Source organism: Arthrobacter sp. BL-252-APC-1A, assembly GCF_009696625.1.
Taxonomy (GTDB): domain Bacteria; phylum Actinomycetota; class Actinomycetes; order Actinomycetales; family Micrococcaceae; genus Arthrobacter_B.
This window is the reverse complement of sequence record NZ_VULS01000007.1, coordinates 150,291-176,792: the sequence shown is the minus strand read 5'-3', so window position 1 is coordinate 176,792 and position 26,502 is coordinate 150,291. Positions and strand designations below refer to the sequence as shown.

Sequence of the window (26,502 nt, the reverse complement as noted above, 5' to 3'; positions counted from 1 at the left end):
TAGGAGGGTGTACATCGTCCTGGTTCCGGCAAAAACGGCTGACCGCAATGGCGGCGGGCCTGCAGAAGCCAGCGACTGGATGCTGCAGGAGACGGATGGTTCCGGCGTACCCACCGCACCCGCCGCCGTCGTAACCGGCTCCGAGCTGGCGCGGCGTATAGCCGCCGCAGGCAGTGTCCGCTGGGTCTGGGACCGTACCCGGGAGACCTACGGCAGGCTCCTGGCCGCAGGGATCACTGTTGATCGCAGCCACGACCTCACTCTGTCCCGGGAGATCCTGCGCAACTCGGAATTCGCCGCAGAGACGCCCTACATCAAGGAACTGCGCACCCACCGGCCGGAGGACGAACCGGATCTCGCGCCGCGGCAGCTGCTGCCCCTGCCGCCTGCCCAGGATCAGGGGTCCCTGTTCGAAGGACTCGACGGCGCGGACTCACTGGATCCCCGGGCCCGGCAGCAGTGCCGCACGGTGGAGGAACTCGCCGAAGAACTCCAGGACCAGCTCGCCGCCGTTGCCGGCAGTCCGGAACGGCGCAGGCTCGCCCTCCTGCTGGCCGCCGAGTCCGCCGGAGGACTGGTTGCCGCCGAGATGGAGCACGCAGGCATGCCCTGGCGCCGGGACCTGCACGAAGCCATGCTGGTGGAACAGCTGGGCCCGCGCCCTCCCGAAGGCCAGCGGCCGGCCAAACTCGAAGCCGCAGTCGCGGAACTGCGGGCCAAGCTGAACAACCCGTCTTTCAACCCCGACTCGCCGCAGGAACTGCTCCGGGCCCTGCACCGCGCCGGCATCGAAGTCCGAACCACCCGCACCTGGGAACTGGAACAGCAGGACCATCCCGCGATTGATCCGCTGCTGCGCTACAAGAAACTGGCCCGGCTGCTCTCGGCCAGCGGTTGGAACTGGCTCGACGACTGGGTGGAGAACGGCAGGTTCCGCACCGAGTACGTGGTGGGCGGCGTGGTCTCCGGCCGGTGGTCTTCACGCGGCGGCGGAGCCCTGCAGATCCCCAGGAACGTCCGCGACGCCGTCCGCGCAGACCCCGGCCACAAGCTCCTGGTGGCCGACGCGGCCCAGCTCGAGCCCCGGGTACTGGCCGCCCTCGGCCAGGATTCAGCGCTGGCAACTGCTGCGCGCGGCAAGGACCTCTACCAGGGCATTGCTGACCAGGGCTTCAACGGCGACCGTTCACTGGCCAAGGTAGCCATGCTTGGCGCCATGTACGGGGCGACCAGCGGCGAAGCCGGCCGCCTGATGCCCGTCCTGACCCGCAGCTACCCCCGCGCGATCGCCGTCGTGGAGCGCGCCGCACGCACCGGAGAGACGGGCGGAACGGTATCCACCCGCCTGGGGCGCAGCACTCCCCCGGCATCCGGGGCCTGGCTGGCCTCGCAGCGGACTTCCTCCGCCGAAGAGCAGCGGCGGGCAGATAACCTGGCCCGTTCGCGCGGCCGTTTCACGCGAAACTTCGTGGTGCAGGGCACCGCGGCAGAGTGGGCCACCTGCTGGCTGGCGGGAATACGACGGCGGCTGCGGGCGGCGTCGGGCACCTCACCGGCGGGACAGCTGGTGTTTTTCCTTCACGACGAAGTGATGCTGCACGTTCCGGCCGGACGGGTGGCTGAAGCCGAAGCGATCGTCACCGAAGCCGCAGCCGAGGCCACGGACCTGCTCTTCGGCAAGATCCCGCTGGAGTTCCCGGTGGTCTGCGCCGCCGTCGACTCCTATGCCGAGGCGAAGTAGCTAAACCTCCGGCACCATCTCCTGCGCCTCGTCCCAGGGCAGGGTCCACCCAAGCTGGTTGAACACCTCGTCCAGGAGCAGGGCGGTGAAGCCCCACACCACCACACCGTTCACCAGGAACGCAGGACCTCGGTGCTCCTGTCCGCCGCGGCGCAGCACGGTGGTGCGGCGGTTGGCGGGGTTGAGCAGATCAGCCACCGGGACCCGGAACACGGAGGCAGACTCGGCCTCGTCCACAACGTCCACCGGCGTTGGTTTGTCCCACCAGCCCAGAACCGGGGTTACCAGGAAATTGCTCACCGGCAGGCCCACCTTCGGCAGCGTGCCAAGCACCCGCACGCCGCTCGGATCCAGTCCGGTTTCCTCGTTCGCCTCGCGCAGCGCCGCGGCAACCACATCAGCGTCGGAGGCGTCCACGCCCCCGCCGGGGAAGGCCACCTGACCGGGGTGGTCATTCAGGGTCGAGGCGCGCTCCACGAACAGGACATCGAGGTCATCGGGGATCGCCTCGGAGTGGAATCGGGAAGGGTGTTCGTCCAGGACGCCGAAGAGGATGAGGACCGCGGCTTCGCGGGCAACAGCCGGATCGACGGCGCGGGTCAGAAAACGCAGGTCGCGTCCGTAGTCCCCGCCCCCGGCGCTGACCAGATTCCCGAATACTTCCAGCTGCGCCTGTGCGCTCATGCTTCGAGTCCGTAGCCGGCAGCCCGCAGCTGGGCTCGGGTTTCGGAGGCCATCATGCGGGCCAGGAGATCTTCGCGGCCGGGAGCCAGCTCATACTTGAGCAGCTTCCGGGCCTTGTCCGGGTCCGTTTCGCCTTCGCCGTAGGAGGGGCAGAGCTGCGCGACGGCGCACGCACCGCACGCGGGCTTCTTGGCATGGCAAACCCGCCGGCCATGGAACACCACGCGGTTGGACAGCGGCGTCCAGTCCTTGGGTTCAAAGAGCTCGGCTACGTCCTGCTCAACCTTTACCGGGTCTTTCGACCCAGTCCAGCCGAGCCTGCGGGACAGCCGCAGGAAGTGGGTGTCCACCGTGATGCCCGGAACTCCAAAAGCGTTGCCCAGCACCACGTTGGCGGTCTTCCGGCCGACCCCTGCCAGCTTCACCAGGTCTTCGAGCCTGTTCGGAACTTCGCCGTCGTAATCATCCACAATCTGGGTGGCTAGCTTCTTAATCGCTGCCGACTTGGCCCTGAAGAAACCGGTGGGACGGATCAGTTCCTGCAGCTCCTCCTCGTTCGCCTCCGAAAGCGCCCGGGCATCCGGGTACCGGGCGAAGAGCACTGGGGTGACGGCGTTGACGCGTACGTCAGTCGTCTGGGCGGAGAGCACCGTGGCGATCAGCAGTTCGAAGGCGTTCGTGAAGTCGAGCTCGGCCACTGCATAGGGGTAAAGCTCCCCAAGCAGGCGGTTGATCTTCCGGGCCCGTCGCTTCAGGGCCAGCTGGGAGGCATCGTTGCCGGTAGGCATGTCAGGTCGTGTCCTTCGCAGTCAACGATGCCCCGGCGCCTGAACAGTGTCAGGGCGCCGGGGCATCGGGTGTTGATCTAGTGGCCGGAGCTGTCGTCGCTGACGCGCTCAATATTGGTCAGGTCACGCAGGACGCCGATCCGGCCGGTCCGCTTGTCCTGCACCAGGAACTCGTGGCCGCGGTCTTCCAGGCCGAGTTCCCAGTCGCCCGGGTAGAACATAAACAGGGGCAGTCCGGTCCGCTCGTCGACAATCTGGCGGGGTGTGCCAACGGCGAACCAGAAGGCTTCAACGACGTTCTCGTTCTCTTCCCGGGTAGCCGAAATCGATTCAGGGGCCGGCTGCTCCGAACCCGGGGCCCCTCCCCGGACGGCCGGGTTCACAGTGGTTGCCGGCAGCGGATCTTCTCCGGCGGAGGTACGGGGTTCCTGGGCCCTGGATCCGGGGGCACCGGGTTCGGCGGCCGCGGATTCGGGAGCACCTGGTTCGGGGGCGCTGCCGGAAGGTTCTGGAGCGGGGGTTCCTGTGGCGGAATCGCCTGCTCCGGCAGCAGCGGATGACGCACCAGCGCCAGCACCAGCGGCACCTGCAGCGGCAACACCAGCGGCGGCCGCGCCCGCTCCGGTCCCGGCAGGCCGTCCGGCAGCGGGCTGTGTGCCGGTGTTTGCAGTGGGTTCGGAGCCTGGAGCACTTTGCGTACCCGGCTGCTGCGCCCCGGCGGGAGCACCCTGCACGGGCCGCTGGGCACCGGTTGCGGGGCCGGCTGCTGCGGGGCCGGCTGCTGCAGGACCGGCGGCAGAAGGGCCGGGCTGACCGAACGCGCCCGCAGGACCTGCACCCGAGGGTCCGCCTGCATTCTCAGGCTTGGGCGCCGGGACAGGCTTGGGTGCGCGCAGGAGCGGCTTCGCATCGCGGGCTACCGGGTGTGCCGGAATCTCTGTCCGGTTGCTGAACTCGGCGGAGAAAGGAGGGATGTGCGGGGCGAACGTCGTCGCGGCCAGCAGCGCCACAGCACCGATGAATCCCAGCAGTGACCCGATGCTGAACACATAGACCAGCTGCAGGAAGAAGAAGATTGCGGCCAGCACGGCTATCACTGATGCGAACTGGTCCAGCGAGAGGGATCCAACCCGAAGGCGGACCGACGGCGCCAGGCGGCGGGCAGCGAAAAGTCCGGCGACCAGCAGCGGCATGATGATCCCGATGCCGACGTAGAACAGACTGAACACCGTCCACAGGTTGCGCCCGCCGGCAACGGCAAAGGGCAGCACGCTGCCGACCAGCATTACCAGGACGGCTGCGCCCACAACGATGTCCCGCAGCCCGAACGGGCCTGCCACCGCACGGACCCCTGCTCCGGGTGCAGATGCCAGCGCGCCGGGGGTCTCCGCGGCAGCGCGTTCCTCGTGTTCAACGTGGGGCTGGTTCATTCTGGTCTCCGTTCCGACAGCAGCAACCGGAAGGCGGGTGCGCCGACCGTGCTGAGGCACCGCCGCAGCGGCGCCACAAGCGGTTTGCTTTCAGTGACAGCCTAGTCAACGCCAGCAGGACAGACTACCGGTAAGCCCCCGTGGCGGGGCGCCGGAGCTACCGTTTATCGCATAATTACCCCGTTTCACGGAGGGTGTTGTGACCGGTGCCACACCTTGGGCTTCGCCGCGTTAGGGTAAGGACAACATCGCTAAACCGCCCCGCCGGCCGGGCCGCAGCCCGGCATCCGCGCCGGGTTCAAGCCAACGGAAAGGGTCCGAGATGTCTGAACAGCCTCCGGTCAAGCAGCACGGTGACGCACTGGAGAACCTCTACCACGAGAGCCGCAGCTTTCCGCCAAGCGCGGAATTTGCAGCCTCCGCCGTGGCTCAGCCCGGGCTCTACGAGGAAGCCGCTGCTTCCGGGCCGGAGTTCTGGGCCAGGCAGGCCCGGGAGCTGCTCACCTGGGATGAAGACTTCACCCAGACTCTGGACTGGACTGACGCGCCGTTCGCCAAGTGGTTCGTGGGCGGCAAGCTCAATGCCTCGTACAACGCGCTGGACCGGCATGTGGAGGAAGGACGCGGAGACCGGGTTGCCATCTACTTCGAGGGCGAGCCCGGTGATACCCGCACGTACACCTACGCCGAGCTGACTGAAGAGGTAAAAAAGGCAGCCAATGCCTTCGAGTCCCTCGGCGTCTCCAAGGGCGACCGTGTGGCCGTGTACCTGCCCATGATCCCCGAGGCCGTCATCACCATGCTGGCCTGCGCCCGCATCGGTGCAGTCCACTCGCTAGTGTTCGGAGGCTTCTCCGCCGATGCACTCCGCAGCCGGATTGACGACGCCGAGGCAAAGCTCGTTGTCACCGCGGACGGTTCATACCGCCGGGGCAAGCCCAGCCTGCTCAAGCCGGCAGTCGATGAGTCCCTGGTCAAGGAAGGGCACACCGTTTCCAACGTCGTCGTGGTCAAGCGCAACGGCGAGCCGGTCGAGTGGACCGAAGGCCGGGACCTGTGGTGGGACGACGTCGTCGGTTCCGCGAGCGGCGAGCACACCGCTGTGCCGCATGATTCCGAACATCCGCTGTTCATCCTCTACACCTCCGGCACCACCGGGAAGCCCAAGGGCATTCTGCACACCACCGGCGGGTACCTGGCACAGACCGCCTTCACGCACCGCGCCACCTTCGACCTGAAGCCCGAGACGGACGTGTACTGGTGCACGGCCGACGTCGGCTGGGTTACCGGCCACAGCTACGTCACCTACGCACCGCTGGTCAACGGCGCCACGCAGCTGATGTACGAAGGAACCCCGGATACCCCGCATCAGGGCCGCTGGTGGGAGCTGGTGGAGAAGTACAAGGTCTCCATCCTCTATACAGCGCCGACGGCGATCCGCACCTGCATGAAGTGGGGCAGGGATATCCCGGGCAAGTTCAACCTGGACTCCATCCGGGTCCTCGGCACGGTGGGCGAACCCATCAACCCCGAAGCCTGGATGTGGTACCGCACGGTGATCGGCGGAAACGGCGGCAAGAAGGAAGTTCCGGCCCCGATCGTGGACACCTGGTGGCAGACCGAAACCGGTGCCCACATGATCGCCCCCATGCCCGGTGTCACGGCCACGAAACCCGGGTCCGCCCAGGTTCCGGTACCGGGCATCTCCGTGGACGTGGTGGATGAAATGGGCGAACCGGTGCCGAACGGCTCCGGCGGCTTCCTCGTCGTGAAGGAGCCGTGGCCCGCCATGCTGCGCGGCATCTGGGGCGACCCGCAGCGTTTCAAGGACACGTACTGGTCCCGTTTCGACAACATGTACTTCGCAGGCGACGGCGCCAAGAAGGACGAAGACGGAGACATCTGGCTGCTGGGCCGCGTGGATGACGTCATGAACGTCTCCGGCCACCGCCTCTCCACCACTGAAATCGAATCCGCGCTGGTCAGCCACCCGTCAGTGGCGGAGGCCGCCGTGGTTGGCGCCACGGATGACACCACCGGCGAGGCCGTAGTCGCCTTCGTGATCCTGCGCGGCAGCGCCAAGGACGACGATGACATCGTCACCACCCTGCGCAACCACGTGGGTAAGGAGATCGGCCCGATCGCCAAGCCCCGGCACATCCTGGTGGTTCCCGAGCTGCCCAAGACTCGTTCGGGGAAGATCATGCGCCGGCTGCTCAAGGACGTTGCCGAGGGCCGCGAGCCGGGCGATTCGAGCACCCTGGCGGACAACACAGTGATGTCCCAGATCGCCGAGTCCCTGCGCAAGTAGCTCGTTGAAGGGATCGACTAGCCGACGACGGCGTCCACTTCCACCTCGATGTTGCCCCGGGTTGCATTCGAGTACGGGCAGACCTGGTGCGCCTCGTGGACCAGCTTGTCTGCCGTGGCCTGGTCGACTCCGGACATCTCCACGTGCAGTGCCACGGAAAGCTGGAAACCGCCCTCCTCCTTCGGATTGATGCTGACCTCGGAGGTCACTGCGCTGTCGCTGATCTCTGCCTTGGCCTGGCGGGCGACCATCTTCAGTGCCGAGTGGAAGCAGGCTGCGTAGCCGACTGCAAAGAGCTGCTCGGGGTTGGTGGCCCCGCCGGCTCCGCCCATTTCCTTCGGAACCGCAAGATCGACTTCCAGCAGGCCGTCGCTGGTCCGGGCTTCTCCGTTCCTGCCGTCACCGGTTGCGGTGGCAACTGCTGTGTAAAGGGCACTCATCGGGTTCTCCTTCGGTTGGAACACTGGACGCTTGGAAGGGCGACGTTCCGCCGTTCTAGCAGTAGACTAACTAGTAAGTCTACTAATGGCCAGCCCCGGCCCGGAACTACTTCAGGAGGTTTCCCTTGGCACCCACGCCAGTGCGGCCTGTCCGCGAGCGCATCCTGGCCGCCGCCGGCGAGGCCTTTTACCGCGAGGGAATCCGTGCCGTGAGCGCGGACAAGATCATCGCTGCCGCCGGCACCACGAAGGTCACGTTCTACCGCTACTTCCCCACCAAGGACAACCTGGTGGAGGCGTATCTCGACCAGCAGTCGGAACGGATCCGGGAAGCTGCCGGGAACCTGCCGGATGATCCGTGCCGTGCCCTGGCGGCACTGGCCCAGGCCATGGGCGATGAAACCTGCAGGCCGGGTTTCCGCGGCTGCCCCTTCATTAATGCCGCCGCGGAGTACCCGGAGGCCGAACATCCGGTCCGTATTGCCGTCGCGCGCCACCGGGACTGGTTCCGCGCCCTGGTCGCGGAGCTGGCGGGCAGGCTGGGTGCGCAGAACCCAGGACTCGTGGCTGACCAGCTGATCATGCTGCGGGACGGCGCCATGGTCCACGGCTACGTGTCCGATCCGGCGCTGGTGGGCGATTCGCTGCTCCAGGCCGGCGGCGCCGTCCTGCAGCAGCACATCCCCACCAACCGCCCGGCCTAACGCCGCGGGCGCCGGCGCGGAGCCGGACACGCCAGCCTTTGTCCTTTCGGGGCGGGACGCTGTTCGGCGCGGGAGACCGGCGACCAGCAGCCCAAATAGTGACGTTGAACTCAGCGACTGGCCAAAGCTCCCGGCACCTAGCACAATCAGCACTTGTGTCTACTTCCTCCACACCCGTGAACCCCGCCCAGCGTTCCGTGATGGCCCGCAGGGTCGCCGGTGCTTCCTTCGTTGGAACAGCGCTTGAATCCTACGATTTCTATGTTTTCGGAACGGCTGCAGCCCTCATCCTGAACCGGGTGTTCTTCCCGGACGTGGATCCCCTGACCGGGACGCTGCTGGCATTCCTGTCCCTGGGCATGGGATTCGTTGCCCGGCCGCTGGGCGCAGTGCTGTTCGGCCACATCGGTGACCGGGTGGGCCGGAAGAAGTCCCTGATTTACACCATCGTCCTGATGGGCCTGGCCACCGGCATCATCGGCCTGCTGCCGGACTATGCGGCGATCGGCGTCTGGGCACCAATCCTGCTGGTGGCCCTGCGGCTGCTGCAGGGCCTGGCCGTTGGCGGGGAGTGGGGCGGAGCAGTCCTGATCGCCAGCGAACATGCCGAACCGAAGAAGCGCGCCCTGTACGCTGCCATCCCCCAGATCGGTTCGCCCGTTGGCACCATCATGGTCACGGCCACCTTCCTGATCCTGACCCAGGTCTCTCCCGAAGCCATGGAGGCCGGTGTCTGGCGGATCCCGTTCCTCCTGGCCTTCCCGTTCATGGCAGTGGCCCTCTACCTCCGTCTCGCCATTGACGAGACTCCCGTCTTCAAGGACGTCGCAGAGCACCACCAGGTGGCCCGTGTTCCTGTCCTTGAGGTCCTGCGCAGCCAGCCCGCCGCCGTCGTCATTGCCATGGCCGCCGCACTGCTGGGCATCGGATCGTACTTCCTCATGACCACCTATACGCAGGCCTACGGCACCACCGTCCTGGGGCTGTCCGAATCCACGGTCCTCAACGCAGCATTGGTGGGTTCCGTGCTTCAGCTGGCCACCATTCCCGCCTTCGGGTGGCTGGCCACCCGGGTTGGCTCGGCCCGCGTTGTTGCCGGCGGTGCCGCCGCCACCGCAATCATCTCGTTCCCCCTGTACTACCTGATCAGCATCGCCGACCAGCCGCTGTACATCCTGACCATCCTGATCGGCGGCATCGCCCCGACCGCCGCCTGGGCAGCCCTGGGCGGACTGATGGCGGACCTGTTCCCGGCCCGGACCGGCTACACCGCCATGTCCCTGGCCTACAGCTTCGCCGGCATCGCCGCAGGCTTTACTCCGGCAGTCACCCAGCTCTTCTCCGACGCCACCTCCGCGGTCTGGTGGCATCCCGGCGCGGTCCTGGCGCTGATGTCCCTGATCACCATCGCCGGCGCCCTCGCCGCTTCCCGGAAGATCCGGGCACAGTCACAGACTGAGTCCGCCGAAGCCGTTGCGGCATAGTGGAACCCATGACTACCGAACGCACCCGCAACCTCCTGATCCTGAACGGCCCCAACCTGAACCTGCTCGGAACCCGCGAACCCGCGGTCTACGGCACGGACACGCTGGAGGACGTCGAGGAAACCGCTGTCGCAGCAGCAGAATCGCACGGCTGGACGGCGGACTGCATCCAGTCCAACCACGAGGGTGACCTGATCGATGCCATCCACGGCGCACCCGGGCTGGCTGACGCGATCATCATCAACCCCGCCGCATACAGCCACACCTCCGTGGCCATCCGCGACGCCCTGTCCGGGGTCGGCCTGCCGGTGGTGGAAGTACACCTGAGCAACATCCACAAGCGCGAGGAATTCCGGCACCACTCCTACGTCTCGGCAGTGGCAGACGTAGTAATCTGCGGTGCCGGCGTGGCCGGTTACCGGATGGCGGTGGACTACCTCGCCTCTGCCCTGGACGCCAAGGCGGGCTCCGGGGCAGCTACTCGCTGATGCATTCCCCCGGCGAGACCGCACTGCGGTAGTCCGGAGCGGCTTCCGCAATGGGTGCCAGCTCAGCGAGCGAAAGGGCGTAACCGATCGGCTGGTCGCCGGTGGTCTTGGCGAACACCACGCCTGCCACCTGGCCGTCGATATCCAGCAGTGGGCCGCCGGAGTTGCCCTGCTGCACGTTGGCCGCCAGGGTGTACACCTGAAGCACCTCCGGGGACGTTCCGTAGATGCTCCGCACGGACACGTCGCCGAGGTTCTGCACGACTGCAGTCTGAAGCCGGAACGGACCGCCCGCCGGGTAGCCGGCAAAGGCAGCAGTGGTCCCGTTGGGAAGTTCTTCTCCAAGGTCAAGCGGCTCGGCTGACAGGTTCTCGACGGCGATGACAGCCAAATCCCGTGCCGGGTCGAAGTGCACCACCCGTCCGGGCAGCACACCGCCTCCGGGCACCTGGACCACGGGCTCGCTGACCCCTGCAACCACGTGGGCGTTGGTGATCACCCGGTCATCCGCAATGACGAACCCGGAACCGGTTTGGTTCTGTCCGCATTGGAAGGCGGTGCCGGTGATCTTGAGGACGGAGGAGGAAGCCGCGGTCAGCGCCTCGGAGCTGATCCCCTCGGCAGGAAGCTCCACCGCCTCCGGTGCAGCGCTGTCAAAAATCCGCGGCAGGCCCTCATCCAGCGTGAACGAACGCACCTGCGCCGCCAGCGTCTTGACCGCGTTGGGGGTCACCGAGTCGATTGCCATCAGGACCTTCGACGAGGCGATCTGCTGCGAAAGGAAGGGCATTCCCAAAGTTCCAATGCTGAATGCCAGCATCGACATCACGAGCGCCGCCACCACCACATTCAGCGCACCGCCCAGAATCCGGTCCAGCGCCCGCAGCGGTGCGAAGTTGAACCAGCGACGGACCGCACCGCCCAGGGCGGCCCCGGCCGCGTGGCCCACCAGGACCAGTACGACGGCGGTCGCGATCACAGCTGCGAGGCGCCACCCCTCGTCGGGCACCCAGCTCGAGACCAGGGGGATTGCGAAGAACGCGGCAACGGCACCTGCAACAAACCCGACGATGCCGCCGAGGGTAACCGCCAGGCCGTTCCGCAGGCCTGCCAGCAGGTAAAAGAGCAGGGACAGCCCCAGAATGATGTCCAGAACAGTGAATCCGAGCACAAAGAGCTCCAATATGGGTGTACGTGTACGTGCGGCTGCCGGTCAGAGCCCTTTTGCCTCCCGAGTCTAACGGGCGGCACTGACGATTCGAGGGCCGTGTAATCCCGCGCACATTAGGGGGTGCGTTTTATCATCCGAGGGCGAACAAAGCTATTACGGCTGTCACATGCCCGTTCTGTGCGGCAAGATAGTACAAGCGACAACTAATAACAGGAGATTTCATGGATATCGAGGTATTGCGCCGCGCGCCTTTGTTCGCCTCACTGGGAGACGATGTCTTCGCCGCTTTGACCGACGAACTCACCGAGGTCGATCTGTCCCGCGGAGCCTCTGTCTTCCGCGAGGGCGACCAGGGCGACCAGCTCTATTTCATCGTGTCCGGAAAGATCAAGCTGGGGCGTTCAGCCCCTGACGGCCGCGAGAACCTGCTGGCCATTCTTGGCCCGGGCGAATTGTTCGGCGAGATGGCTCTTTTCGATCCGAGCCCCCGCACCGCTACGGCCACCGCCGTCTCCGAAACGCGCCTTGCCGGCCTGCGCCACGAGAACCTGCGTGCCCTCATCGAAACGCGTCCGGAAGTTTCCGTGCAGCTGCTGCAGGCCCTGGCCCGCCGCCTTCGCCGCACCAACGAGTCCCTCGCGGACCTGGTCTTCTCGGACGTTCCGGGCCGCGTGGCCAAGGCACTGCTGGACCTCGCCGACCGTTTCGGCCGGCCCGCGACCGACGGCATCCTCGTAGCCCACGAACTGACGCAGGAAGAACTGGCCCAGCTCGTCGGCGCTTCGCGTGAGACCGTGAACAAGGCCCTGGCTGAGTTCGTCCAGCGCGGCTGGCTGCGGCTGGAAGCCCGCGCCGTCGTCATTCTGGACGTGCAGCGTCTGCGCCAGCGTTCACGCTAGAGTCAAGGACACAAAAAACGGCGCCGCTCCCTGTCGGGGGCGGCGCCGTTTTGGCTTGTCTCAGCGGCCGCGCTGCCCGCAGCCTTCCGCGGCGTCGACCGTGCTGACCTGCAGGACGTAGGCGCCGCCGGCGTCGATCAGCTGCGGCTGGAACACATCGTTCGCCCGGCGGTGGGCCAGGTATGCGATGCAGCCGCGGGCCTTAGCCAGCTTTTCGATCATCAGCAGCACGCCGGGTACGGTGAGCTGCTCCAGCGTCAGCCCCACGGTGTCCGGCTGGCCGACCTCATCACCTAGTTCACTTGTGGCGGCACGTTCGATCTCGTCGCTCGCAACCCGCCACTGGCCCCACACACCCTTGCTTTCCAGCAGCGAGGTGTCCTGTCCCAGCGGCTGGACGGCGGCAAAGTAACGGGTGTCAAAGCGCCGCAGGGCAAAGTCCGCGGTCAGCCAGTGGGTCAGCGGGCGCAGCAGGTCGCTGCGCAGGCCCAGGCCGCGCTTGGAAAGCAGCTGCGGAAGGGACAGCTCCCCGGAGGCAATGCCCTCACGGGCAGCCATCCAGTCGGCCCCCCGGTTGCTCTCAAGCAGCGTGGCCTCATCCGGGCCCGCCAGGAGCACCCCGGTTTCCTCGAACAGCTCCCGTACGGCGGCGACTACGTGCCGGCGGGCCTGCTGCGGATCGTCCATCCCCAGCATCCGTGCCCACTCTGCAGGTACCGGCCCATACCAGGCCACCGGATCGTCGTCGGCTGCTTCGAGGCTTCCGCCGGGAAAGGCGATCTTGCCCAGCGGGCTCTCGCCCCGGCGGTAACGCAGGTACGTTTCAGCCCCCTGGCGTGAGTCACGCAGCAAAAGGACGGACGACGCCGCGCGGGGTTTGCGCGGCGTACCCTCGCCGCGTTCAAACCAGCTTTGTGCTGCGCCCTGTTGCCAGGGCGGCAGCTGGAAATGCCGGGTGGAGACGCTAGGCAAATTCGGCAATCACTTCCACTTCAACCGGCGCGTCAAGCGGCAGTACCGCAACGCCGACGGCCGAACGGGCATGGCTTCCGGCCTCGCCAAAGACCTGGCCCAGCAGTTCGGAGGCACCGTTGATGACTCCGGGCTGGCCGGTGAAGGACGGGTCCGAGGCCACGAATCCGACAACCTTGACGATCCGTGTGACCCGGTCGAGGTCTCCGATCTGTGCCTTGATGGCAGCCATGGCGTTCACCGCGCAGCGTGCCGCATAGGCCTTCGCATCCTCGGCGGAGACTGCCGCTCCGACCTTGCCGGCGGCCGGCAGCTTACCGTCAATAAAGGGCAGCTGTCCGGAAGTGAACACGTGGTTCCCGCTCACAACAGCGGGAACATAGGCCGCGACCGGCGCGGCAACCGGAGGCAGTTCCAGCCCGAGTTCGGCCAGGCGCTGCTCGACGGCGGAAACCGCCTCCGGAGCCGCACTCATCAGGCCTTCTCCCGCTTCATGTAGGCCACCGAACCGGTACCGTTCGGGGCCGGGGTGATCTGCACCAGCTCCCACCCTTCCTCACCGTGCATGTTCAGCACGGCTCCGGGGGTATGCAAAGGCAGCGGTGTAATGAAGTATTCCCATTTGCTCATGATCCAAAGACTAGCGCGTGCTTGTAGACTGATCGGCATGGCAGCTCGCAAATCCCCTTTTTTTGACACTGCTACCACTCTGGGCAAGATCGTCGCCTTCTTTGGCGTGAGCGCATTGTGCGGTGTCCTGGCCGCCGGGCTGCTGGTACCGGCCGCCGCCGCCGCCGGCACGGCAGCCTCCGGTTCCATCCAGTTCTTCGATGAGCTGCCCTCTGAACTGCAGCGGGGAGCGCTGGCTGAGCCCTCCCGGATCTATGCGAACGACGGGTCCCTCATTGCGACCATTTATGAGGAGAACCGCCAGCCGGTCACGCTGGACCAGGTCTCTCCGCACATGGTCGACGCGATGCTGGCCATCGAAGACGACCGCTACTACGAGCACGGCGGCGTCGATCTGCAGGGCATCTTCAGTGCCATCGTTTCCAACGTCACCTCCGACAGGACCCGCGGCGCCTCCACCATCACGCAGCAGTACGTCAACAACGTAATCATCGACACCAACCTCCAGGAAGGCGGGGAGGTGGTCTTCAGCGGGCAGAAGACCATTGGCGACAAGCTGCGCGAAGTCAAGCTTGCCATCGCCGTGGAGAAGGAACTCAGCAAGGACGAGATCCTGGAGGGGTACTTCAACATTGTGCCCTTCAGCGGCACCACCTTCGGTGTCCAGGCTGCATCCCGGTACTTCTTTGACGTTGACGCCAAGGACCTGAGCATCGCCCAGGCCGCGCTGCTTGCCGGCGTCGTCAATGGACCCACCTATTACAGCCCCGAGCTGAACCCGGAGCGCTCGATCGCACGGCGCAACCTGGTGCTTGACGCCATGCTGGAAAAGGGCAGGATCACCCAGGAAGAGCACGACGCCGCGGTTGCCACCGACCTGGAACTGAACCTGACTCCGGTCCTCAACGGGTGTGTCGGCGCCGAACAGGCACCCTACTTCTGCGACTACGTCAAGCAGCTGGTGCTCAACGACGAGCGCTACGGAGCCACCTACGAGGACCGCACCAAACTGCTGTACCGCGGCGGACTCAGCATCACCACCACACTGAACCCCACGCTGCAGAACGCTGCCCAGGCAGCGATCAACGAGACCGCCAACCCGGACACAACGGATGCGGAGATCGGCCACTCGATGGTCAGCGTGGAGCCGGGCACCGGAAAGATCCTGGTGATGGCCCAGAACACCCGGTATACCCCGGAGCTGGCAGCCGGAAACTCCGTGCAGAACTTCAACGTGGACGCATACCAGGACGGTGATCCCAACAAGCTCCTGAACGGCCTGGGCGGATTCCAGCCCGGCTCTACGTACAAACCGTTCACAGTTGCAGCCTGGCTGGATTCCGGCAAGACGCTGAACGCCCAGCTGAACGGCAACAAGCGGACCTACCCTGCCGGCCACACCTGGAACGCCAGCTGCCTGCCCGGCGGCCGGTACGCCATCCTGGATCCGTGGACCCCGATTAACTACGGGGACACGAACTACCGCAACACAACCGTGCTCGAAGGCCTGGCCCAGTCCCTGAACACCATCACCCTGGCTTCGGCCAACGAGCTGGATCTGTGCAAATTCCAGCAGATGGCCTTCGCTGCGGGCGTGCACAACGGCAAGAGCGCATCAGGTGAACGCGAAATGCTGGCCGTGAATCCGCCGTCGACCTTCGGCGGCGGCGGCGACGCCTCGCCGCTGGCCATGGCGACGGGCTTTGCGACCTTCGCCGCTGAAGGCCTAATGTGCGAGCCCCGTGCGCTGGAGTCCGTAAAGGGCAGCGACGGTACCGAATACCCGGTTCCCGAACAGGACTGCGAGCAGGTCATGCGCAAGGAGGTTGCCCAGGGCGTGAACATGGCCACCCAGCGCGTGATGACCAACGGTTCCGGCATCAACCTGCAGGTAGGCGTGCCCATCGCCGGCAAGACCGGCACCAACGACTACCGGTCCCAGACGTGGTTCATGGGCTACAGCACCGGCATGTCCACCGCATCCTGGATCGGAAACTGGAAGGCCAACAACACCTCAATGTCCGACAAGCTGATCGGCGGCCGGTACTACCCGGAAATCGACGGCTCGCTGATTGCCGGCCCGTCCTGGAAGAACTTCATCCAGCGCGTACCCGGCCAATACGAAGCCAATCCCTTCGCCAACCCGCCTGCCAACATCGTGGGCCAGGCTCCTGCGCCGCGGCCGGCGCCCAGCGCACCTGCCCGGGACAACAACAGGGATAACGGCAACAACAACAACCGGAATAACGACGACTGATCTTGGCGACTAACAATCCGGTGGCCCCGGTCCTTCGATCCGCCGCGTGGACTGCCGGCAGCTTCGCTGCTGCCGGCGCCGCGGCCTTTGCCTACGGCTCACTCATTGAACGGAACCTTTTCGGTATCCGCACAGAGACCGTGGCTGTGCTGCCCCCGGGCAGCAAGCCGATGCGTGTCCTGCACCTTTCGGACATCCACTATGTTCCCGGCCAGGAGCGCAAAACCCGCTGGCTGCAGTCCCTGGCTGACCTGGAACCGGATTTGGTGGTGAACACCGGAGACAACCTGAGCCACCAGGAGGCAGTGCCTCCGCTGCTGGAAGCCCTCAAGCCGCTCATGCGTTTTCCGGGTGTTTTTGTGCCGGGTTCCAATGACTACTACGCGCCGGTGCTGAAGAATCCGTTCACGTACTTCACGTCGCCCTCGAAACTGCGCAAGAACCCTGCCAAGCTGCCGTGGGCTGACATGTTCTTTTCGTTCGGCAACGCCGGCTGGATTGACCTGACGAACCGGAACCAGTCGACGGTTCTGAACGGACTGCGCCTGGACTTCTCGGGTGTTGATGATCCCCACCTCAAGCGCGACCGGTACGCCGGTTTCCCGTCCGGGAGCTCGACGTCGGGCTCGGCCCGTCACCTGCGCATCGGAGTCGCGCATGCGCCGTACCAGCGGGTGCTGGATTACTTCACTGACGGCGGCGCGCAGCTGATCCTTGCCGGACACACCCACGGCGGGCAGGTATGCATCCCCGGCTACGGTGCACTGGTGAGCAACTGCGACCTGCCGACCTGGCGTGCCAAGGGCCTGACGGACTGGGAACACAACGGCCGGACCGTTCCGCTGAACGTTTCCGCGGGCATCGGCACCTCGAGGTTTGCTCCGGTGCGCTTCGCCTGCCGTCCCGAGGCGGTCCTGCTCACGCTCACTCCCGCGGCGTAACGAGATAACAGAAACTGCACGTTAGACGCCCTCTTTCGTGCAGTTTCTGTCATCTCGGTGCGGAAGTCCGATTCGTGTGCGCCGCGTCGTAACGGTGCCCGGGGTGGCCTAGGATTGAGCGGTATCCGGCCCGCACCCCCTAGTCGCGGACCTCTCGAGTACGAAGAGGATTCATGCCCCCGCAGACATCATTGTGGCAATCCCTGGGGCGCCTGTACCCGCACGTCAAGCCGATCCTCCCCCGCCTGTTTCTTGGCTTTCTCTGCGCGATCGGTGCCAGTGTCGTAGCCCTGGCGATCCCCCAGGTGCTTCGGGTGCTGGTGAACTCCTACCTCTCCCCCGGCGGTGCAGTAACGGCGCTGTGGTGGGCCACGGGAATCGTTCTGGTGCTGGGGACTCTGGAAGCGGTGTTCATGGCCCTGCGGCGGCAGTTCGCCGTCGCGCCGTCCACAATCGTTGAAACCAGCCTACGTACTTCCTTCTACCGGCACCTGCAGGATCTGTCCGTGGCATTCCACGACCGCTGGGGCTCCGGGCAGCTGCTCTCCCGGGCAATGAGCGACCTGAACCTGATCCGGCGCTGGATGGCATTCGGTGCCCTGATGCTGATCGTCACGGCGCTGACGGTGGTCATTGGCGTCACCATCATGTTCTTCACCGCCTGGCAGCTGGCGGTTGTGTTCCTGCTCGCCGCCATCCCGATCATCATTTACGGCTTCAGGTTCCGCCGCTTCTACGGCCGCGTGTCCCGGCAAAGCCAGGACCAGGCCGGCGATCTGGCCACCACGGTGGAGGAATCAGTGCATGGCATCCGGGTGCTGAAGGCTTTTGGCCGCAGCCCGGAGGCGCTCGACGCGTTCCAGGAGCAGGCCGAGGAGCTGCGCCAGACGGAGGTCTACAAGGCCAACTCGCTGGCCAAGTTCTCCCTGGTGGTAACCCTGCTGCCCGAAGCAGCACTGGCCGTGTCCCTGGTCCTGGGAGTACTGCTCGTTAATGACGGCCAGGTGAGTATTGGTGCGCTGGTAGCGTTCTTCGCCACCGCCGCGGTGGTTGCCGGGCCGGTGGAGTCCATGGGCCCGCTGCTGTCCATGACGTTGACCGCGGCAACCGCGATCGACCGGCACTTTGAGGTCATGGACGCCAAGCGCACCATTACCGATCCCGCACGGCCCGACCGGCCTGCTGAAGTGCACGGCCAGCTGTCCTTCCGGGATGTGCACTTTTCCTACCCTGACGCCGCCCCGGAACGGAAGGACGTGCTCGACGGCGTGACCCTGGATCTGCGTGCCGGTGAAACCATGGCGCTGGTCGGCATCACGGGCAGCGGCAAATCCACGCTCCTGCAGCTGGTTCCCCGGCTCTACGACGTCACGGCCGGCAGCCTCCGGATCGACGGAATCGACGTGCGGGACTACTCCCTGGCCGAGCTGCGCAGCATTGTCGCCGTGGCCTTCGAGGACACCACCCTCTTCTCCAGTTCGGTCCGGGACAACGTCCTGCTCGGAGCAGGAACAACCGGCGGAGCCGAGGCGGAGCATGTGCTCAGCGAAGCCCTGGACGTAGCCCAGGCCCAGTTCGTGTATTCGCTGCCGGACGGCGTGGACACCCTGATCGGTGAGGAGGGCCTGAGCCTCTCCGGCGGGCAGCGCCAGCGCATCGCCCTCGCCAGGGCGATCGCTGCACGGCCGTCGGTGCTGGTCATGGATGATCCGCTTTCGGCCCTTGACGTCCGCACGGAGGAACTGGTTGAACACCGGCTGCGCGAGGTCCTCGCCGACACCACAACACTGGTGGTGGCACACCGGCCTTCAACGGTTTCCCTCGCTGACCGCGTGGCGCTGATGGAGGATGGAATGATCTCCGCCGTCGGAACCCATGCCGAGCTCCTGGCCGGCAATGAGCACTACCGCTATGTGATCGCCAGCCTCCCGGCAGAGCCGCGGGACCTGGACAGCGAAAATGAGAACGAAGGCGAGGTGCTCCGGTGAGCCGCTTCAGTGTCAGCCGCGGAGGCGCGCCCGTTCCGGGTGCCGGAAACGAGCCGGGGAACCCGCCCGCGGGAGTGGGCACCGCAGGTGAAGACAACCTGAACCTGGACCGGGAACAGAACCGGGCCGTTCGGCGTCGTTCGCTGTCCCTGCTCACGTCCCTGGTCCGCCCCAACCGGGGCCGGTTCATCTTCACCATCGCCCTGGTGGTCTTCTCCCAGGCCGCGCGGGTAGCCGGGCCGGCAATCATCGCGTTCGGAATTGACCATGCCCTGCCCGCCCTGCAGGAGGGCAGTTCCCTCCCGCTGCTGGCAGCGGGAGGAACCTACCTGCTTGCTGCCATCCTGGCCGCAGGACTGACCGCCGGCTATGTGCGGTCCACCGCCCAGCTGAGCCAGGCCATGCTGCTTGACCTGCGGCTGCGGGTCTTCCGGCACACCCAGCGGCTCAGCCTGGAATTCCACGAGCGGTACACATCCGGCCGGATCATCTCCCGGCAAACCTCGGATCTGGAAGCCCTGCGGGAGCTTCTGGATTCGGGCATCAGCTCGCTGGCTTCAGGGGCGATGTACATGGTGTTCGTGGCCATCAGCATCTTCGCGCTGGACTGGCGCACCGGTGTGCTGCTGTGTATTGCCTTCATTCCAATGTTCCTGCTGACCCGCTGGTATCAAAAACGGTCACAGGTTGCCTACCGCGCTTCACGCGTCAGCTCAGCGCGGCTCATTGTGCACTTCGTGGAGACCATGACCGGCATCCGCGCGGTGAAGGCCTTCCGCCGCGAAACCGTCAACGCGGAAAAGAACGATGAGCTCGCAGAGGACTACCGGAGGGCCACGCTTCGTTCCATCAACCTCAACGGCGTCTTCCAGCCCGGGCTCATCCTTATTGGCAACACCACCGTTGCAGTGGTGCTCCTGGTGGGCGGATACCGTGTGCTCGACGGCGGCCTTGAGGTGGGTGCGCTGCTGGCGCTGCTGCTCTACGCCAAGCGCTTCTTCCAGCCCGTGGACCAGATGGCCATGTTCTACAACTCCTTCCAGTCGGCATCGGCTGCATTGGAAAAGGTCTCCGGACTGCTCGAGGAAGTTCCCACCGTTCGTCCGCCCAAGAACCCGGTACCCCTTCCCGAGGCGTCCGGGGACGTATTGTTCGACGGCGTTGAGTTCCGCTACGGGAACGGTCCGCTGGTGCTGCCCCGCCTTGACCTGCATATCCCCGCCGGACAGACCGTGGCCCTTGTTGGGCAGACCGGCGCCGGAAAGTCGACACTGGCCAAACTGATCGCCCGCTTCTACGATCCCTCTGCCGGAACGGTCCTGCTGGACGGTGTGGACCTCCGGGACCTCACCCAGCGGGACCTGCGGCGCGCCGTCGTGATGGTGACGCAGGAGGCGTTCCTGTTCAGCGGATCGGTAGCGGAGAACATTGGGCTGGGCAGGCCGTCAGCGTCCAGGAAGGAGATCGAAGCGGCAGCCAGGGCAGTGGGCGCGCACGAATTCATTGAGTCGCTCCCGGAAGGGTACGAGACCGACGTCAACAAACGCGGCGGCCGCGTTTCTGCCGGCCAGCGCCAGCTGATTAGCTTTGCCCGGGCTTTCCTGGCCGATCCGGCCGTCCTGATCCTGGACGAAGCGACCTCGTCACTGGACATTCCCAGTGAGCGGCTGGTGCAGCAGGGGCTGAAGACACTGCTGGGGAACCGCACCGCGCTGATCATTGCGCACCGGCTTTCAACCGTAGAGATTGCAGACCGCGTGCTGGTGATGGCAGACGGTGAGGTGGTGGAGGACGGTTCACCTGCCGAACTCACCAGCGGGACCGGGCGCTTCGCGGCGCTGAACGCTGCGTGGCAGGACTCGCTGGTGTAACGCTGCTGCCTGTCCGGGAAGCTGAATTTCGCGCTCCCGCGGGTTGTCGAGTACACTTGTAAAGTTGCTTCGCGGGGAGGGAAACCTTCCGGTAGGCAGTGGTTACGGGGTGTGGCGCAGCTTGGTAGCGCGCGTCGTTCGGGACGACGAGGTCGCAGGTTCAAATCCTGTCACCCCGACCAAAACAGAGAAGGACCCATCGGTTTTCGATGGGTCCTTTTTGCTGTCCCTCCACGGTTTGCCGGAAGCCGCCGCGCTTGCCCGGGTCGCTTTGCGGGTACCAATCCCGTTCCCGGCGGTTACACTCTCGTCCACCAGCAAATCCCCCCGCACAACGCCAGGCACGCGCAACGCCGCTCAGGCCTGCCAACCGGACTGGAGACGTAATGCCAACGAAGATCACCTTTGTCATCTACAACCCCGCTGATCCCTCCGCATTTGAAAGCTCTTACCAGGCGATCGCCAGCAACGCCCGGCGGTTTCCGCATCTGGTGCGTTATGAAGCCGCGAAAGTCTGGCCCAAGGAAAACGGCAGCCCCACACCGGCTTACCGGACCCTGGACCTGTACTTCGATTCTTACGAGGACGCTTCAGAAGCCGTCACCGCTCCCGTCGCCCGGGAACTCTTCGAGCAGCTGGGCGCCACCGATACGCCTTTTATCGCCCTGTTCTCCGACATCGAAGCCAGCTAGGGCAGGAGGCACTGATGGCTGTCCGCGTTGACCTGAACATCTCCCTTGACGGCTATGCCACCACTACTGACCAGGCTCCGGAAAACCCGTTCGGTGCAGACTGGGCGAGGCTGGTGGAACCCTACGTCGCCACCCGCACCTTCCAGGAACGGGTTATGCACCAGAGCGGCACCGGCACCACGGGGGTGGATGACAAATATGCCGCGGCCTACTTCGAGGGCATCGGGGCGGAAATCATGGGAGCGGGCATGTTCGGGCTGCATAATTTCCCGGACGACCCGGATTGGAAAGGCTGGTGGGGTGACGAAACACCGTTCCACTACCCCGTTTTCGTCCTCACGCATACCCCGCGCCCGTCCATCGACATGCCGGATGGAACGCGGTTTGAATTCCTGTCCGCGTCACCGCAGGACGCGCTGGAACGCGCGGCCGACGCCGCCGGCGGCCAGGACGTGCGGATTGGCGGCGGGCCAACCGTAGTCCGGGAGTTCCTCGAGGCTGGCCTCGTTGACCGCATCCACGTTGGCGTTACTCCGATCCTGCTTGGCCGGGGAACCAATCTCTGGGAGGGCCTGCGCGGTTTGGAGGAGGGCTACGGGGCTTCTGCCGAGGCCGCGGAAAACGGCGTTATGCACCTGACCTTTTCGCGCTGAAACCAAAAGCCGGACAGAGACGCCGCTGGCCCCGGGAATATTCCCGGGGCCAGCGGCGTAGACAGATGCTAGACGAAGCTCTTGCCGGTCAGGCGCTCGTAGGCCTCCACGTACCGGGCGCGGGTGCGCTCGACGACGTCGGCGGGAAGCGCGGGCGGCGGCGTATCGGAGGCCCTGTCCCATCCGGACTCTGCCGAGGTCAGCCAGTCACGGACGTACTGCTTGTCAAAGGACGGCTGTGCCTTTCCGGGCTCGTACAGGGATGCGTCCCAGAACCGCGAGGAATCCGGAGTCAGAACCTCATCACCCAGCGTCACCAGGCCGGTGGCCGGATCCAGGCCGAACTCCACTTTCGTGTCCGCCAGGATGATGCCGCGGTCCCGTGCGATAGCCTCGGCCGTGGTGTAGATCTCCAGGGTCAGGTCCCGGATCTTCGCTGCGGTCTCGGCGCCGACGGCGGCCACAACGGCGTCGTAATTGATGTTTTCGTCATGTTCCCCCACCTCCGCCTTGGCAGAGGGCGTGAAGATCGCCGGTTCGATCCGGGAGCCGTCCACCAGCCCGTCAGGCAGCGGAACATCGCACACGGTCCGGGACTGCTTGTACTCCGCCAGTCCAGAGCCGGTGAGGTAGCCGCGGGCAATGGCTTCAACGGGGTACATGTCCAGCTTTTTGCAGATCATCGCCCGCCCGGAAACCTCAGCCGGTACGCCGTCATCAGCGGAAATGACATGGTTCGGGACGTTACCCAGCTGGTCGAACCACCACAAACTGAGCTGGGTGAGGATCCGGCCCTTGTCCGGAATGGTGCTGGAGAGCACGTGGTCGTAGGCACTGATCCGGTCGCTGGCGACCACCAGCACCCGGTCATGTGCGGCGTCCGGCCCTTCCGGGACGTAAAGGTCGCGGACCTTGCCGGAGTAGATGTGCTTCCAGCCCTGCAGCTGCGGTGCGGTGCTCATGCGAGGTCCTGTTCGTTGTCAATACCGGCGCTTCCCGGCGGAACGACGATTTCCCCGCGCGAGGCCTTCAGGGCAATGTCCGTGCGGTGCTGCGAGCCTTCGAGTTCGATCACCTGCACCCCGGTGTAGGCGAGGCCCCGTGCCTGGGTCAGGTCGCTGCCCAGTGCTACAACAGCCAGGACCCGTCCGCCGGCGCTGACGATTTCGCTGGCTTCGATGGCGGTTCCGGCGTGGAGGACGTGCACGCCCTCGATCGCTTCGGCTTCGACCAGGCCCAGGATCGGGTCGCCGGTGCGCGGAGTGTCGGGATAGTTTTCGGAGGCGACGACGACGGCGACGGCGGTGCGCGGATCCCACTTGAGCTGTTCCATGACATCAAGTTCGCCCTTGGCGGCCGCCAGCAGCAGGCCGCCCAGCGGGGTCTTCAGCCGGGCGAGCACTGCCTGGGTCTCCGGATCTCCGAAGCGCGCGTTGAACTCGATGACCCGCAGGCCGCGGGAGGTGAGCGCCAGCCCGCAGTAGAGCACGCCAACAAACGGGGTGCCGCGGGAAGCCATTTCATCCACGGTGGGCTGGGCCACCCGGGCAATAACGTCATCCACCAGGTTCGCCGGTGCCCACTCCAGCGGGGAGTACGCGCCCATGCCGCCGGTGTTGGGGCCCTCATCGTTGTCGAAGATGCGCTTGAAGTCCTGGGCCGGCGCCAGCGGGACAACGTGGCGGCCGTCTGAGAGGACAAAGAGTGAAACTTCGGGGCCGTCCAGGTACTCCTCGATCACCACGGTTCCACCGGCGTCGAAACAGGCCTGCGCGTGGGCGAGCGCCTCGTCCCGATCGGAGGTGACCACTACGCCCTTGCCTGCGGCCAGTCCGTCGTCCTTGACCACATAGGGTGCGCCGAAGGTGTCCAGCGCGTCGGCTGCTTCCCCGGCAGTGGCGGCAACGCGCGCCATGGCAGTTGGCACGTTGGCTTCTGCCATTACTTCCTTGGCGAAAGCTTTGGAGGCCTCCAGCTGCGCCGCCGCGCGGGACGGCCCAAAGACCGGAATACCGGCTTCGGCCAGGGCGTCCGAGACGCCGGCGGCCAGCGGAGCCTCCGGGCCGACGACGACGAGGTCGGATCCCAGCTGACGTGCAAGCGCAGTCACGGCATCAGGATCCTTGGCATTAACGGAATGGACTGGCACTACCTGCGCGATTCCTGCGTTACCGGGAGCCGCGTGGACTTCCGTAACGTAGGGGTCGGCCAGCAGGGCCCGGACAATGGCATGTTCGCGGCCGCCGGGGCCAACAACGAGAACCTTCACAAGGATTCAGACTACTGGCTGTGATGCACGCCCTGAAAGCTGCCGCCGCTCCGTGACGCGGCCTTTCCCCCGTGGATTTTCCCCGGGCCCGTTGCCCTGAGGGTTCGGCCGCCGGATAGTGAAAGACGGCGGTGCTTCGGCCCGCCGGTTCGGGCGGTGAGGCAGGCTGCCTCGATGGCGGTGCTGGGGCGGTCATCGCTCCCTCTGCCTCACCGTGCGAGCCGCATCCATACGGCTCCAGCTGCTTCCGGCCAGGGACACTGCGCCGCCGCCCCGGGACACCGTCCCGGACCCTCGGCCGGACTTCCGTAGACTGGCAGTATGCCTGCCACTTTTACTGCTGCCGACGCCGTCGAACTCGCTGTCCTGGAACGCAACGGCTTCGTTGAATCCCGCCATGTGGGATCCGCCGTCGTACTCTCCGGGGACGGATCTGTGGTGACCGCGCTGGGGGACATCACCACCCCGGTCTTCCCCCGTTCCTCCCTGAAACCGTTCCAGGCCGTGGCCGCCATGCAGTCGGGTGTCCCCCTGCGCGGGCCGCAGGTTGCCCTCGCCGCTGCAAGCCACATCGGTGCAAAGGAACATACCGAGGTCGTACGCGGAATGCTTGAGGCCGCCGGCGTCACTGAAGACCACCTGCAGTGCCCGGCGGACTGGCCCCAGGACGAGGCAGCGCGGACTGAGCTGATCCGTTCCGGCAAGGGCAAGCAGCGCATCGCGTTCAACTGCTCGGGCAAGCACGCCGCGTTTCTCTGGGCATGCACTGAAAACGGCTGGGACACCGCCACCTACCTGGATCCGGCCCATCCGCTGCAGCAGCGCATTGCCGGAGTCTTTGAGGATTTCTGCGAAGAGAAACCCACCCACTGGGCCATAGACGGCTGCGGGGCTCCCCTGGCCGCGGTCTCGCTCACGGGCTTGGCGCGCGGCATCGGCAAACTGGCCAAAGCGCCGTCGGACAAGCACGGGGATGCACGCGCAGCCACGGTGGCCACCGCCATGCTGGACTACCCGTGGGCAGTGCACGGTGCCGGCAAGGAGAACACCGTGGTGATGGAGGACCTCGGCATTCTCGCCAAGAGCGGAGCCGAAGGCGTCCTCGTTCTGGGAACTGATACCGGGGTGTCCGTTGCACTGAAGATGCTCGACGGCAACGGCCGCGCAGCCACCCTGGTGGGACTCACCCTCCTGGCAGCCAGCGGCGCGGTTGATCCCGACGCCGTCTTCAAGGTCCTGGCCAAAGTTGTTCCCCCGGTGCTTGGCGGCGGGGAGCCCGTGGGCAGCCTGCGGCTCGCTGCACCGGTCACGGCTCTGCTGGACTAGTCATGGCACGGCGCAGGATTTCTTCTGCTGACGGTGTGTCTGCCCTTGCTGCGGCCGCCGCCGGCGGCGCAGACCGGAACACGACGGCAACGGCAGTTCGGTACACCCTGGAGGAACTGGCAGAACGTGTCCCGGGGAACTCCGTGGAGGTCCGCGTGCCGCCCTTTGGCGTCACGCAGTGCATCCCGGGCCCCCGGCACACCCGCGGCACTCCCCCGAATGTAGTCGAGACCGACGCCGCCACCTGGCTCGCTCTGGTCACCGGGGACCTGAGCTGGGCAGACGCCGTGTCTGCCGGGAAGGTTTCCGCGTCCGGGCTGCGTGCCGACCTGTCCGGGTGCCTGCCCCTGTTCGCCCGGTTTGCCGCCGGTGGGAAGCCGTAATCTCTACTGACGGTAGAATTTGAACATGACTTCCGAGCAGCACAGCCCCGAGCGCCGCGAGATCACCATCCGCCGTGCTCCCCGCTTCGTCCCGTTTATGGCGCTGGGTGTTGTCGCTGCCTTCGTCGTTGCGCTGATCATGGCGTACACCGGAGACGAGAACCCGCAGTACACCCGCGAAGCGGTGCTGGGGTTCTTTACCGTTATGTTCGCCCTTCCGGGTGTTGCGCTGGGCTCCATTGCCGCCCTGATCCTGGACCGCCTCAGCATCCGCCGTTCCGAGCACGCAGTGGTTGAGGCAGCCGACGACGAGCCCAATAGCACAGGCACTTCCCCCACCGCGTAACGCTCTGTCCCGGAGCCGTTTGAAACCCGCGGGC

25 protein-coding genes and 1 tRNA gene are annotated in these 26,502 nt (G+C 65.8%); 16 read left to right on the top strand and 10 right to left on the bottom strand.

Features of this window, described 5'->3' with window-relative positions; all coding sequences use genetic code 11:
* Positions 1–79 precede the first annotated feature (79 nt).
* Entirely contained in the window at positions 80–1,741 is a 1,662-nt protein-coding gene (locus tag FYJ28_RS12220) for a bifunctional 3'-5' exonuclease/DNA polymerase (RefSeq protein ID WP_154579492.1), read from the top strand.
* Here the strand turns inward: FYJ28_RS12220 and FYJ28_RS12215 are convergent, their stop codons facing one another.
* From FYJ28_RS12215 to FYJ28_RS17375, 3 genes are all read right to left on the bottom strand, one after another.
* Positions 1,742–2,425, bottom strand: a complete 684-nt coding sequence (locus FYJ28_RS12215; protein ID WP_154579461.1) for an NUDIX hydrolase — start codon at positions 2,423–2,425, stop codon at positions 1,742–1,744.
* The gene (nth, locus tag FYJ28_RS12210; protein ID WP_154579460.1) at positions 2,422–3,213 is read right to left on the bottom strand and encodes an endonuclease III; all 792 of its coding nucleotides are present in this window, start codon (positions 3,211–3,213) and stop codon (positions 2,422–2,424) included. The genes FYJ28_RS12215 and nth overlap by 4 nt, the downstream gene beginning before the upstream one ends.
* A 77-nt stretch (positions 3,214–3,290) precedes the next feature.
* Positions 3,291–4,643 (bottom strand): hypothetical protein, encoded by a 1,353-nt coding sequence (locus tag FYJ28_RS17375; RefSeq protein WP_229780429.1) that lies wholly within the window; start codon positions 4,641–4,643, stop codon positions 3,291–3,293.
* Positions 4,644–4,965: 322 nt separating this feature from the next.
* On the opposite strand from FYJ28_RS17375, the gene acs reads away from it, so the two are divergent.
* Complete coding sequence (acs, locus tag FYJ28_RS12195) at positions 4,966–6,954, top strand: acetate--CoA ligase (RefSeq protein ID WP_154579459.1); 1,989 nt, start codon at positions 4,966–4,968, stop codon at positions 6,952–6,954.
* A 17-nt stretch (positions 6,955–6,971) separates the two neighbouring features.
* On the opposite strand, the gene FYJ28_RS12190 is transcribed toward acs, so the two are convergent.
* The gene (locus FYJ28_RS12190) at positions 6,972–7,394 is read right to left on the bottom strand and encodes an organic hydroperoxide resistance protein (RefSeq protein WP_055239109.1); all 423 of its coding nucleotides are present in this window, start codon (positions 7,392–7,394) and stop codon (positions 6,972–6,974) included.
* A gap of 125 nt (positions 7,395–7,519) precedes the next feature.
* Between FYJ28_RS12190 and FYJ28_RS12185 the strand changes: the two genes are divergently transcribed.
* The 3 genes from FYJ28_RS12185 to aroQ all read left to right on the top strand — a co-directional run bounded on the left by FYJ28_RS12185 (position 7,520) and on the right by aroQ (position 10,070).
* Positions 7,520–8,098: a TetR/AcrR family transcriptional regulator gene (locus FYJ28_RS12185; protein WP_154579458.1), complete on the top strand. Its 579-nt coding sequence runs from the start codon at positions 7,520–7,522 to the stop codon at positions 8,096–8,098.
* A gap of 155 nt (positions 8,099–8,253) precedes the next feature.
* On the top strand, positions 8,254–9,582 hold the full coding sequence (locus FYJ28_RS12180) for an MFS transporter (protein WP_326831685.1): 1,329 nt from the start codon (positions 8,254–8,256) through the stop codon (positions 9,580–9,582).
* Between the two features lie 8 nt (positions 9,583–9,590).
* A complete protein-coding gene (aroQ, locus tag FYJ28_RS12175) occupies positions 9,591–10,070 on the top strand; it encodes a type II 3-dehydroquinate dehydratase (protein WP_154579457.1) in 480 nt (159 codons plus the stop codon).
* On the opposite strand, the gene FYJ28_RS12170 is transcribed toward aroQ, so the two are convergent.
* Positions 10,060–11,241, bottom strand: a complete 1,182-nt coding sequence (locus FYJ28_RS12170; protein WP_055239105.1) for a MarP family serine protease — start codon at positions 11,239–11,241, stop codon at positions 10,060–10,062. The genes aroQ and FYJ28_RS12170 overlap by 11 nt on opposite strands.
* Positions 11,242–11,462: 221 nt before the next feature.
* Between FYJ28_RS12170 and FYJ28_RS12165 the strand changes: the two genes are divergently transcribed.
* Complete coding sequence (locus tag FYJ28_RS12165; protein ID WP_055239104.1) at positions 11,463–12,140, top strand: Crp/Fnr family transcriptional regulator; 678 nt, start codon at positions 11,463–11,465, stop codon at positions 12,138–12,140.
* 60 nt (positions 12,141–12,200) lie between these two features.
* Here the strand turns inward: FYJ28_RS12165 and FYJ28_RS12160 are convergent, their stop codons facing one another.
* The 3 genes from FYJ28_RS12160 to FYJ28_RS12150 are packed head-to-tail and all read right to left on the bottom strand — an operon-like array spanning position 12,201 to position 13,742.
* Complete coding sequence (locus tag FYJ28_RS12160; RefSeq protein ID WP_154579490.1) at positions 12,201–13,112, bottom strand: NUDIX hydrolase; 912 nt, start codon at positions 13,110–13,112, stop codon at positions 12,201–12,203.
* Entirely contained in the window at positions 13,105–13,587 is a 483-nt protein-coding gene (locus FYJ28_RS12155) for a RidA family protein (RefSeq protein ID WP_154579455.1), read from the bottom strand. The genes FYJ28_RS12160 and FYJ28_RS12155 overlap by 8 nt, the downstream gene beginning before the upstream one ends.
* Positions 13,587–13,742 carry a DUF4177 domain-containing protein gene (locus FYJ28_RS12150; RefSeq protein ID WP_141653630.1) on the bottom strand — a complete coding sequence of 52 codons (156 nt, stop codon included), beginning with the start codon at positions 13,740–13,742 and terminating at the stop codon, positions 13,587–13,589. The genes FYJ28_RS12155 and FYJ28_RS12150 overlap by 1 nt, the downstream gene beginning before the upstream one ends.
* Before the next feature lie 37 nt (positions 13,743–13,779).
* Here FYJ28_RS12150 and FYJ28_RS12145 point away from each other — a divergent pair, with 37 nt between their 5' ends.
* The 7 genes from FYJ28_RS12145 (at position 13,780) to FYJ28_RS12115 (ending at position 22,144) form a co-directional block, all read left to right on the top strand.
* The gene (locus FYJ28_RS12145; RefSeq protein ID WP_154579454.1) at positions 13,780–15,999 is read left to right on the top strand and encodes a transglycosylase domain-containing protein; all 2,220 of its coding nucleotides are present in this window, start codon (positions 13,780–13,782) and stop codon (positions 15,997–15,999) included.
* A 2-nt stretch (positions 16,000–16,001) separates the two neighbouring features.
* Entirely contained in the window at positions 16,002–16,940 is a 939-nt protein-coding gene (locus FYJ28_RS12140; RefSeq protein ID WP_229780428.1) for a metallophosphoesterase, read from the top strand.
* A 173-nt stretch (positions 16,941–17,113) separates the two neighbouring features.
* Positions 17,114–18,928: an ABC transporter ATP-binding protein gene (locus FYJ28_RS12135; RefSeq protein WP_154579452.1), complete on the top strand. Its 1,815-nt coding sequence runs from the start codon at positions 17,114–17,116 to the stop codon at positions 18,926–18,928.
* Positions 18,929–19,002: 74 nt separating this feature from the next.
* A complete protein-coding gene (locus FYJ28_RS12130; protein WP_326831686.1) occupies positions 19,003–20,799 on the top strand; it encodes an ABC transporter ATP-binding protein in 1,797 nt (598 codons plus the stop codon).
* A 105-nt stretch (positions 20,800–20,904) separates the two neighbouring features.
* Positions 20,905–20,981, top strand: a tRNA-Pro gene (locus tag FYJ28_RS12125).
* A 204-nt stretch (positions 20,982–21,185) separates the two neighbouring features.
* Positions 21,186–21,491 carry an EthD family reductase gene (locus tag FYJ28_RS12120; RefSeq protein ID WP_154579451.1) on the top strand — a complete coding sequence of 102 codons (306 nt, stop codon included), beginning with the start codon at positions 21,186–21,188 and terminating at the stop codon, positions 21,489–21,491.
* 11 nt (positions 21,492–21,502) lie between these two features.
* Positions 21,503–22,144, top strand: a complete 642-nt coding sequence (locus tag FYJ28_RS12115) for a dihydrofolate reductase family protein (protein WP_229780440.1) — start codon at positions 21,503–21,505, stop codon at positions 22,142–22,144.
* A gap of 68 nt (positions 22,145–22,212) precedes the next feature.
* Here the strand turns inward: FYJ28_RS12115 and FYJ28_RS12110 are convergent, their stop codons facing one another.
* On the bottom strand, positions 22,213–23,106 hold the full coding sequence (locus tag FYJ28_RS12110) for a phosphoribosylaminoimidazolesuccinocarboxamide synthase (RefSeq protein ID WP_154579449.1): 894 nt from the start codon (positions 23,104–23,106) through the stop codon (positions 22,213–22,215).
* Positions 23,103–24,413: a phosphoribosylamine--glycine ligase gene (gene purD, locus FYJ28_RS12105; protein ID WP_326831684.1), complete on the bottom strand. Its 1,311-nt coding sequence runs from the start codon at positions 24,411–24,413 to the stop codon at positions 23,103–23,105. The genes FYJ28_RS12110 and purD overlap by 4 nt, the downstream gene beginning before the upstream one ends.
* 321 nt (positions 24,414–24,734) lie before the next feature.
* On the opposite strand from purD, the gene FYJ28_RS12100 reads away from it, so the two are divergent.
* The 3 genes from FYJ28_RS12100 to nrfD are packed head-to-tail and all read left to right on the top strand — an operon-like array spanning position 24,735 to position 26,468.
* Positions 24,735–25,739, top strand: coding sequence for an asparaginase (locus FYJ28_RS12100; RefSeq protein WP_055239094.1), 1,005 nt, complete (start codon positions 24,735–24,737; stop codon positions 25,737–25,739).
* 2 nt (positions 25,740–25,741) lie between these two features.
* Complete coding sequence (locus FYJ28_RS12095) at positions 25,742–26,122, top strand: sterol carrier family protein (RefSeq protein ID WP_154579448.1); 381 nt, start codon at positions 25,742–25,744, stop codon at positions 26,120–26,122.
* Between the two features lie 25 nt (positions 26,123–26,147).
* Positions 26,148–26,468, top strand: coding sequence for an NrfD/PsrC family molybdoenzyme membrane anchor subunit (gene nrfD / locus FYJ28_RS12090; RefSeq protein ID WP_154579447.1), 321 nt, complete (start codon positions 26,148–26,150; stop codon positions 26,466–26,468).
* Positions 26,469–26,502 lie beyond the last annotated feature (34 nt).

What these genes read in the sequence shown, in the direction of transcription:
- FYJ28_RS12220 (WP_154579492.1), top strand. Translation starts at nt 80, where the DNA reads ATGCTGCAGGAGACGGATGGTTCCGGCGTACCCACCGCACCCGCCGCC.
- FYJ28_RS12215 (WP_154579461.1), bottom strand. Translation starts at nt 2,425, where the DNA reads ATGAGCGCACAGGCGCAGCTGGAAGTATTCGGGAATCTGGTCAGCGCC.
- nth (WP_154579460.1), bottom strand. Translation starts at nt 3,213, where the DNA reads ATGCCTACCGGCAACGATGCCTCCCAGCTGGCCCTGAAGCGACGGGCC.
- FYJ28_RS17375 (WP_229780429.1), bottom strand. Translation starts at nt 4,643, where the DNA reads ATGAACCAGCCCCACGTTGAACACGAGGAACGCGCTGCCGCGGAGACC.
- acs (WP_154579459.1), top strand. Translation starts at nt 4,966, where the DNA reads ATGTCTGAACAGCCTCCGGTCAAGCAGCACGGTGACGCACTGGAGAAC.
- FYJ28_RS12190 (WP_055239109.1), bottom strand. Translation starts at nt 7,394, where the DNA reads ATGAGTGCCCTTTACACAGCAGTTGCCACCGCAACCGGTGACGGCAGG.
- aroQ (WP_154579457.1), top strand. Translation starts at nt 9,591, where the DNA reads ATGACTACCGAACGCACCCGCAACCTCCTGATCCTGAACGGCCCCAAC.
- FYJ28_RS12165 (WP_055239104.1), top strand. Translation starts at nt 11,463, where the DNA reads ATGGATATCGAGGTATTGCGCCGCGCGCCTTTGTTCGCCTCACTGGGA.
- FYJ28_RS12155 (WP_154579455.1), bottom strand. Translation starts at nt 13,587, where the DNA reads ATGAGTGCGGCTCCGGAGGCGGTTTCCGCCGTCGAGCAGCGCCTGGCC.
- FYJ28_RS12150 (WP_141653630.1), bottom strand. Translation starts at nt 13,742, where the DNA reads ATGAGCAAATGGGAATACTTCATTACACCGCTGCCTTTGCATACCCCC.
- FYJ28_RS12145 (WP_154579454.1), top strand. Translation starts at nt 13,780, where the DNA reads ATGGCAGCTCGCAAATCCCCTTTTTTTGACACTGCTACCACTCTGGGC.
- FYJ28_RS12135 (WP_154579452.1), top strand. Translation starts at nt 17,114, where the DNA reads ATGCCCCCGCAGACATCATTGTGGCAATCCCTGGGGCGCCTGTACCCG.
- FYJ28_RS12120 (WP_154579451.1), top strand. Translation starts at nt 21,186, where the DNA reads ATGCCAACGAAGATCACCTTTGTCATCTACAACCCCGCTGATCCCTCC.
- FYJ28_RS12110 (WP_154579449.1), bottom strand. Translation starts at nt 23,106, where the DNA reads ATGAGCACCGCACCGCAGCTGCAGGGCTGGAAGCACATCTACTCCGGC.
- FYJ28_RS12100 (WP_055239094.1), top strand. Translation starts at nt 24,735, where the DNA reads ATGCCTGCCACTTTTACTGCTGCCGACGCCGTCGAACTCGCTGTCCTG.
- FYJ28_RS12095 (WP_154579448.1), top strand. Translation starts at nt 25,742, where the DNA reads ATGGCACGGCGCAGGATTTCTTCTGCTGACGGTGTGTCTGCCCTTGCT.
- nrfD (WP_154579447.1), top strand. Translation starts at nt 26,148, where the DNA reads ATGACTTCCGAGCAGCACAGCCCCGAGCGCCGCGAGATCACCATCCGC.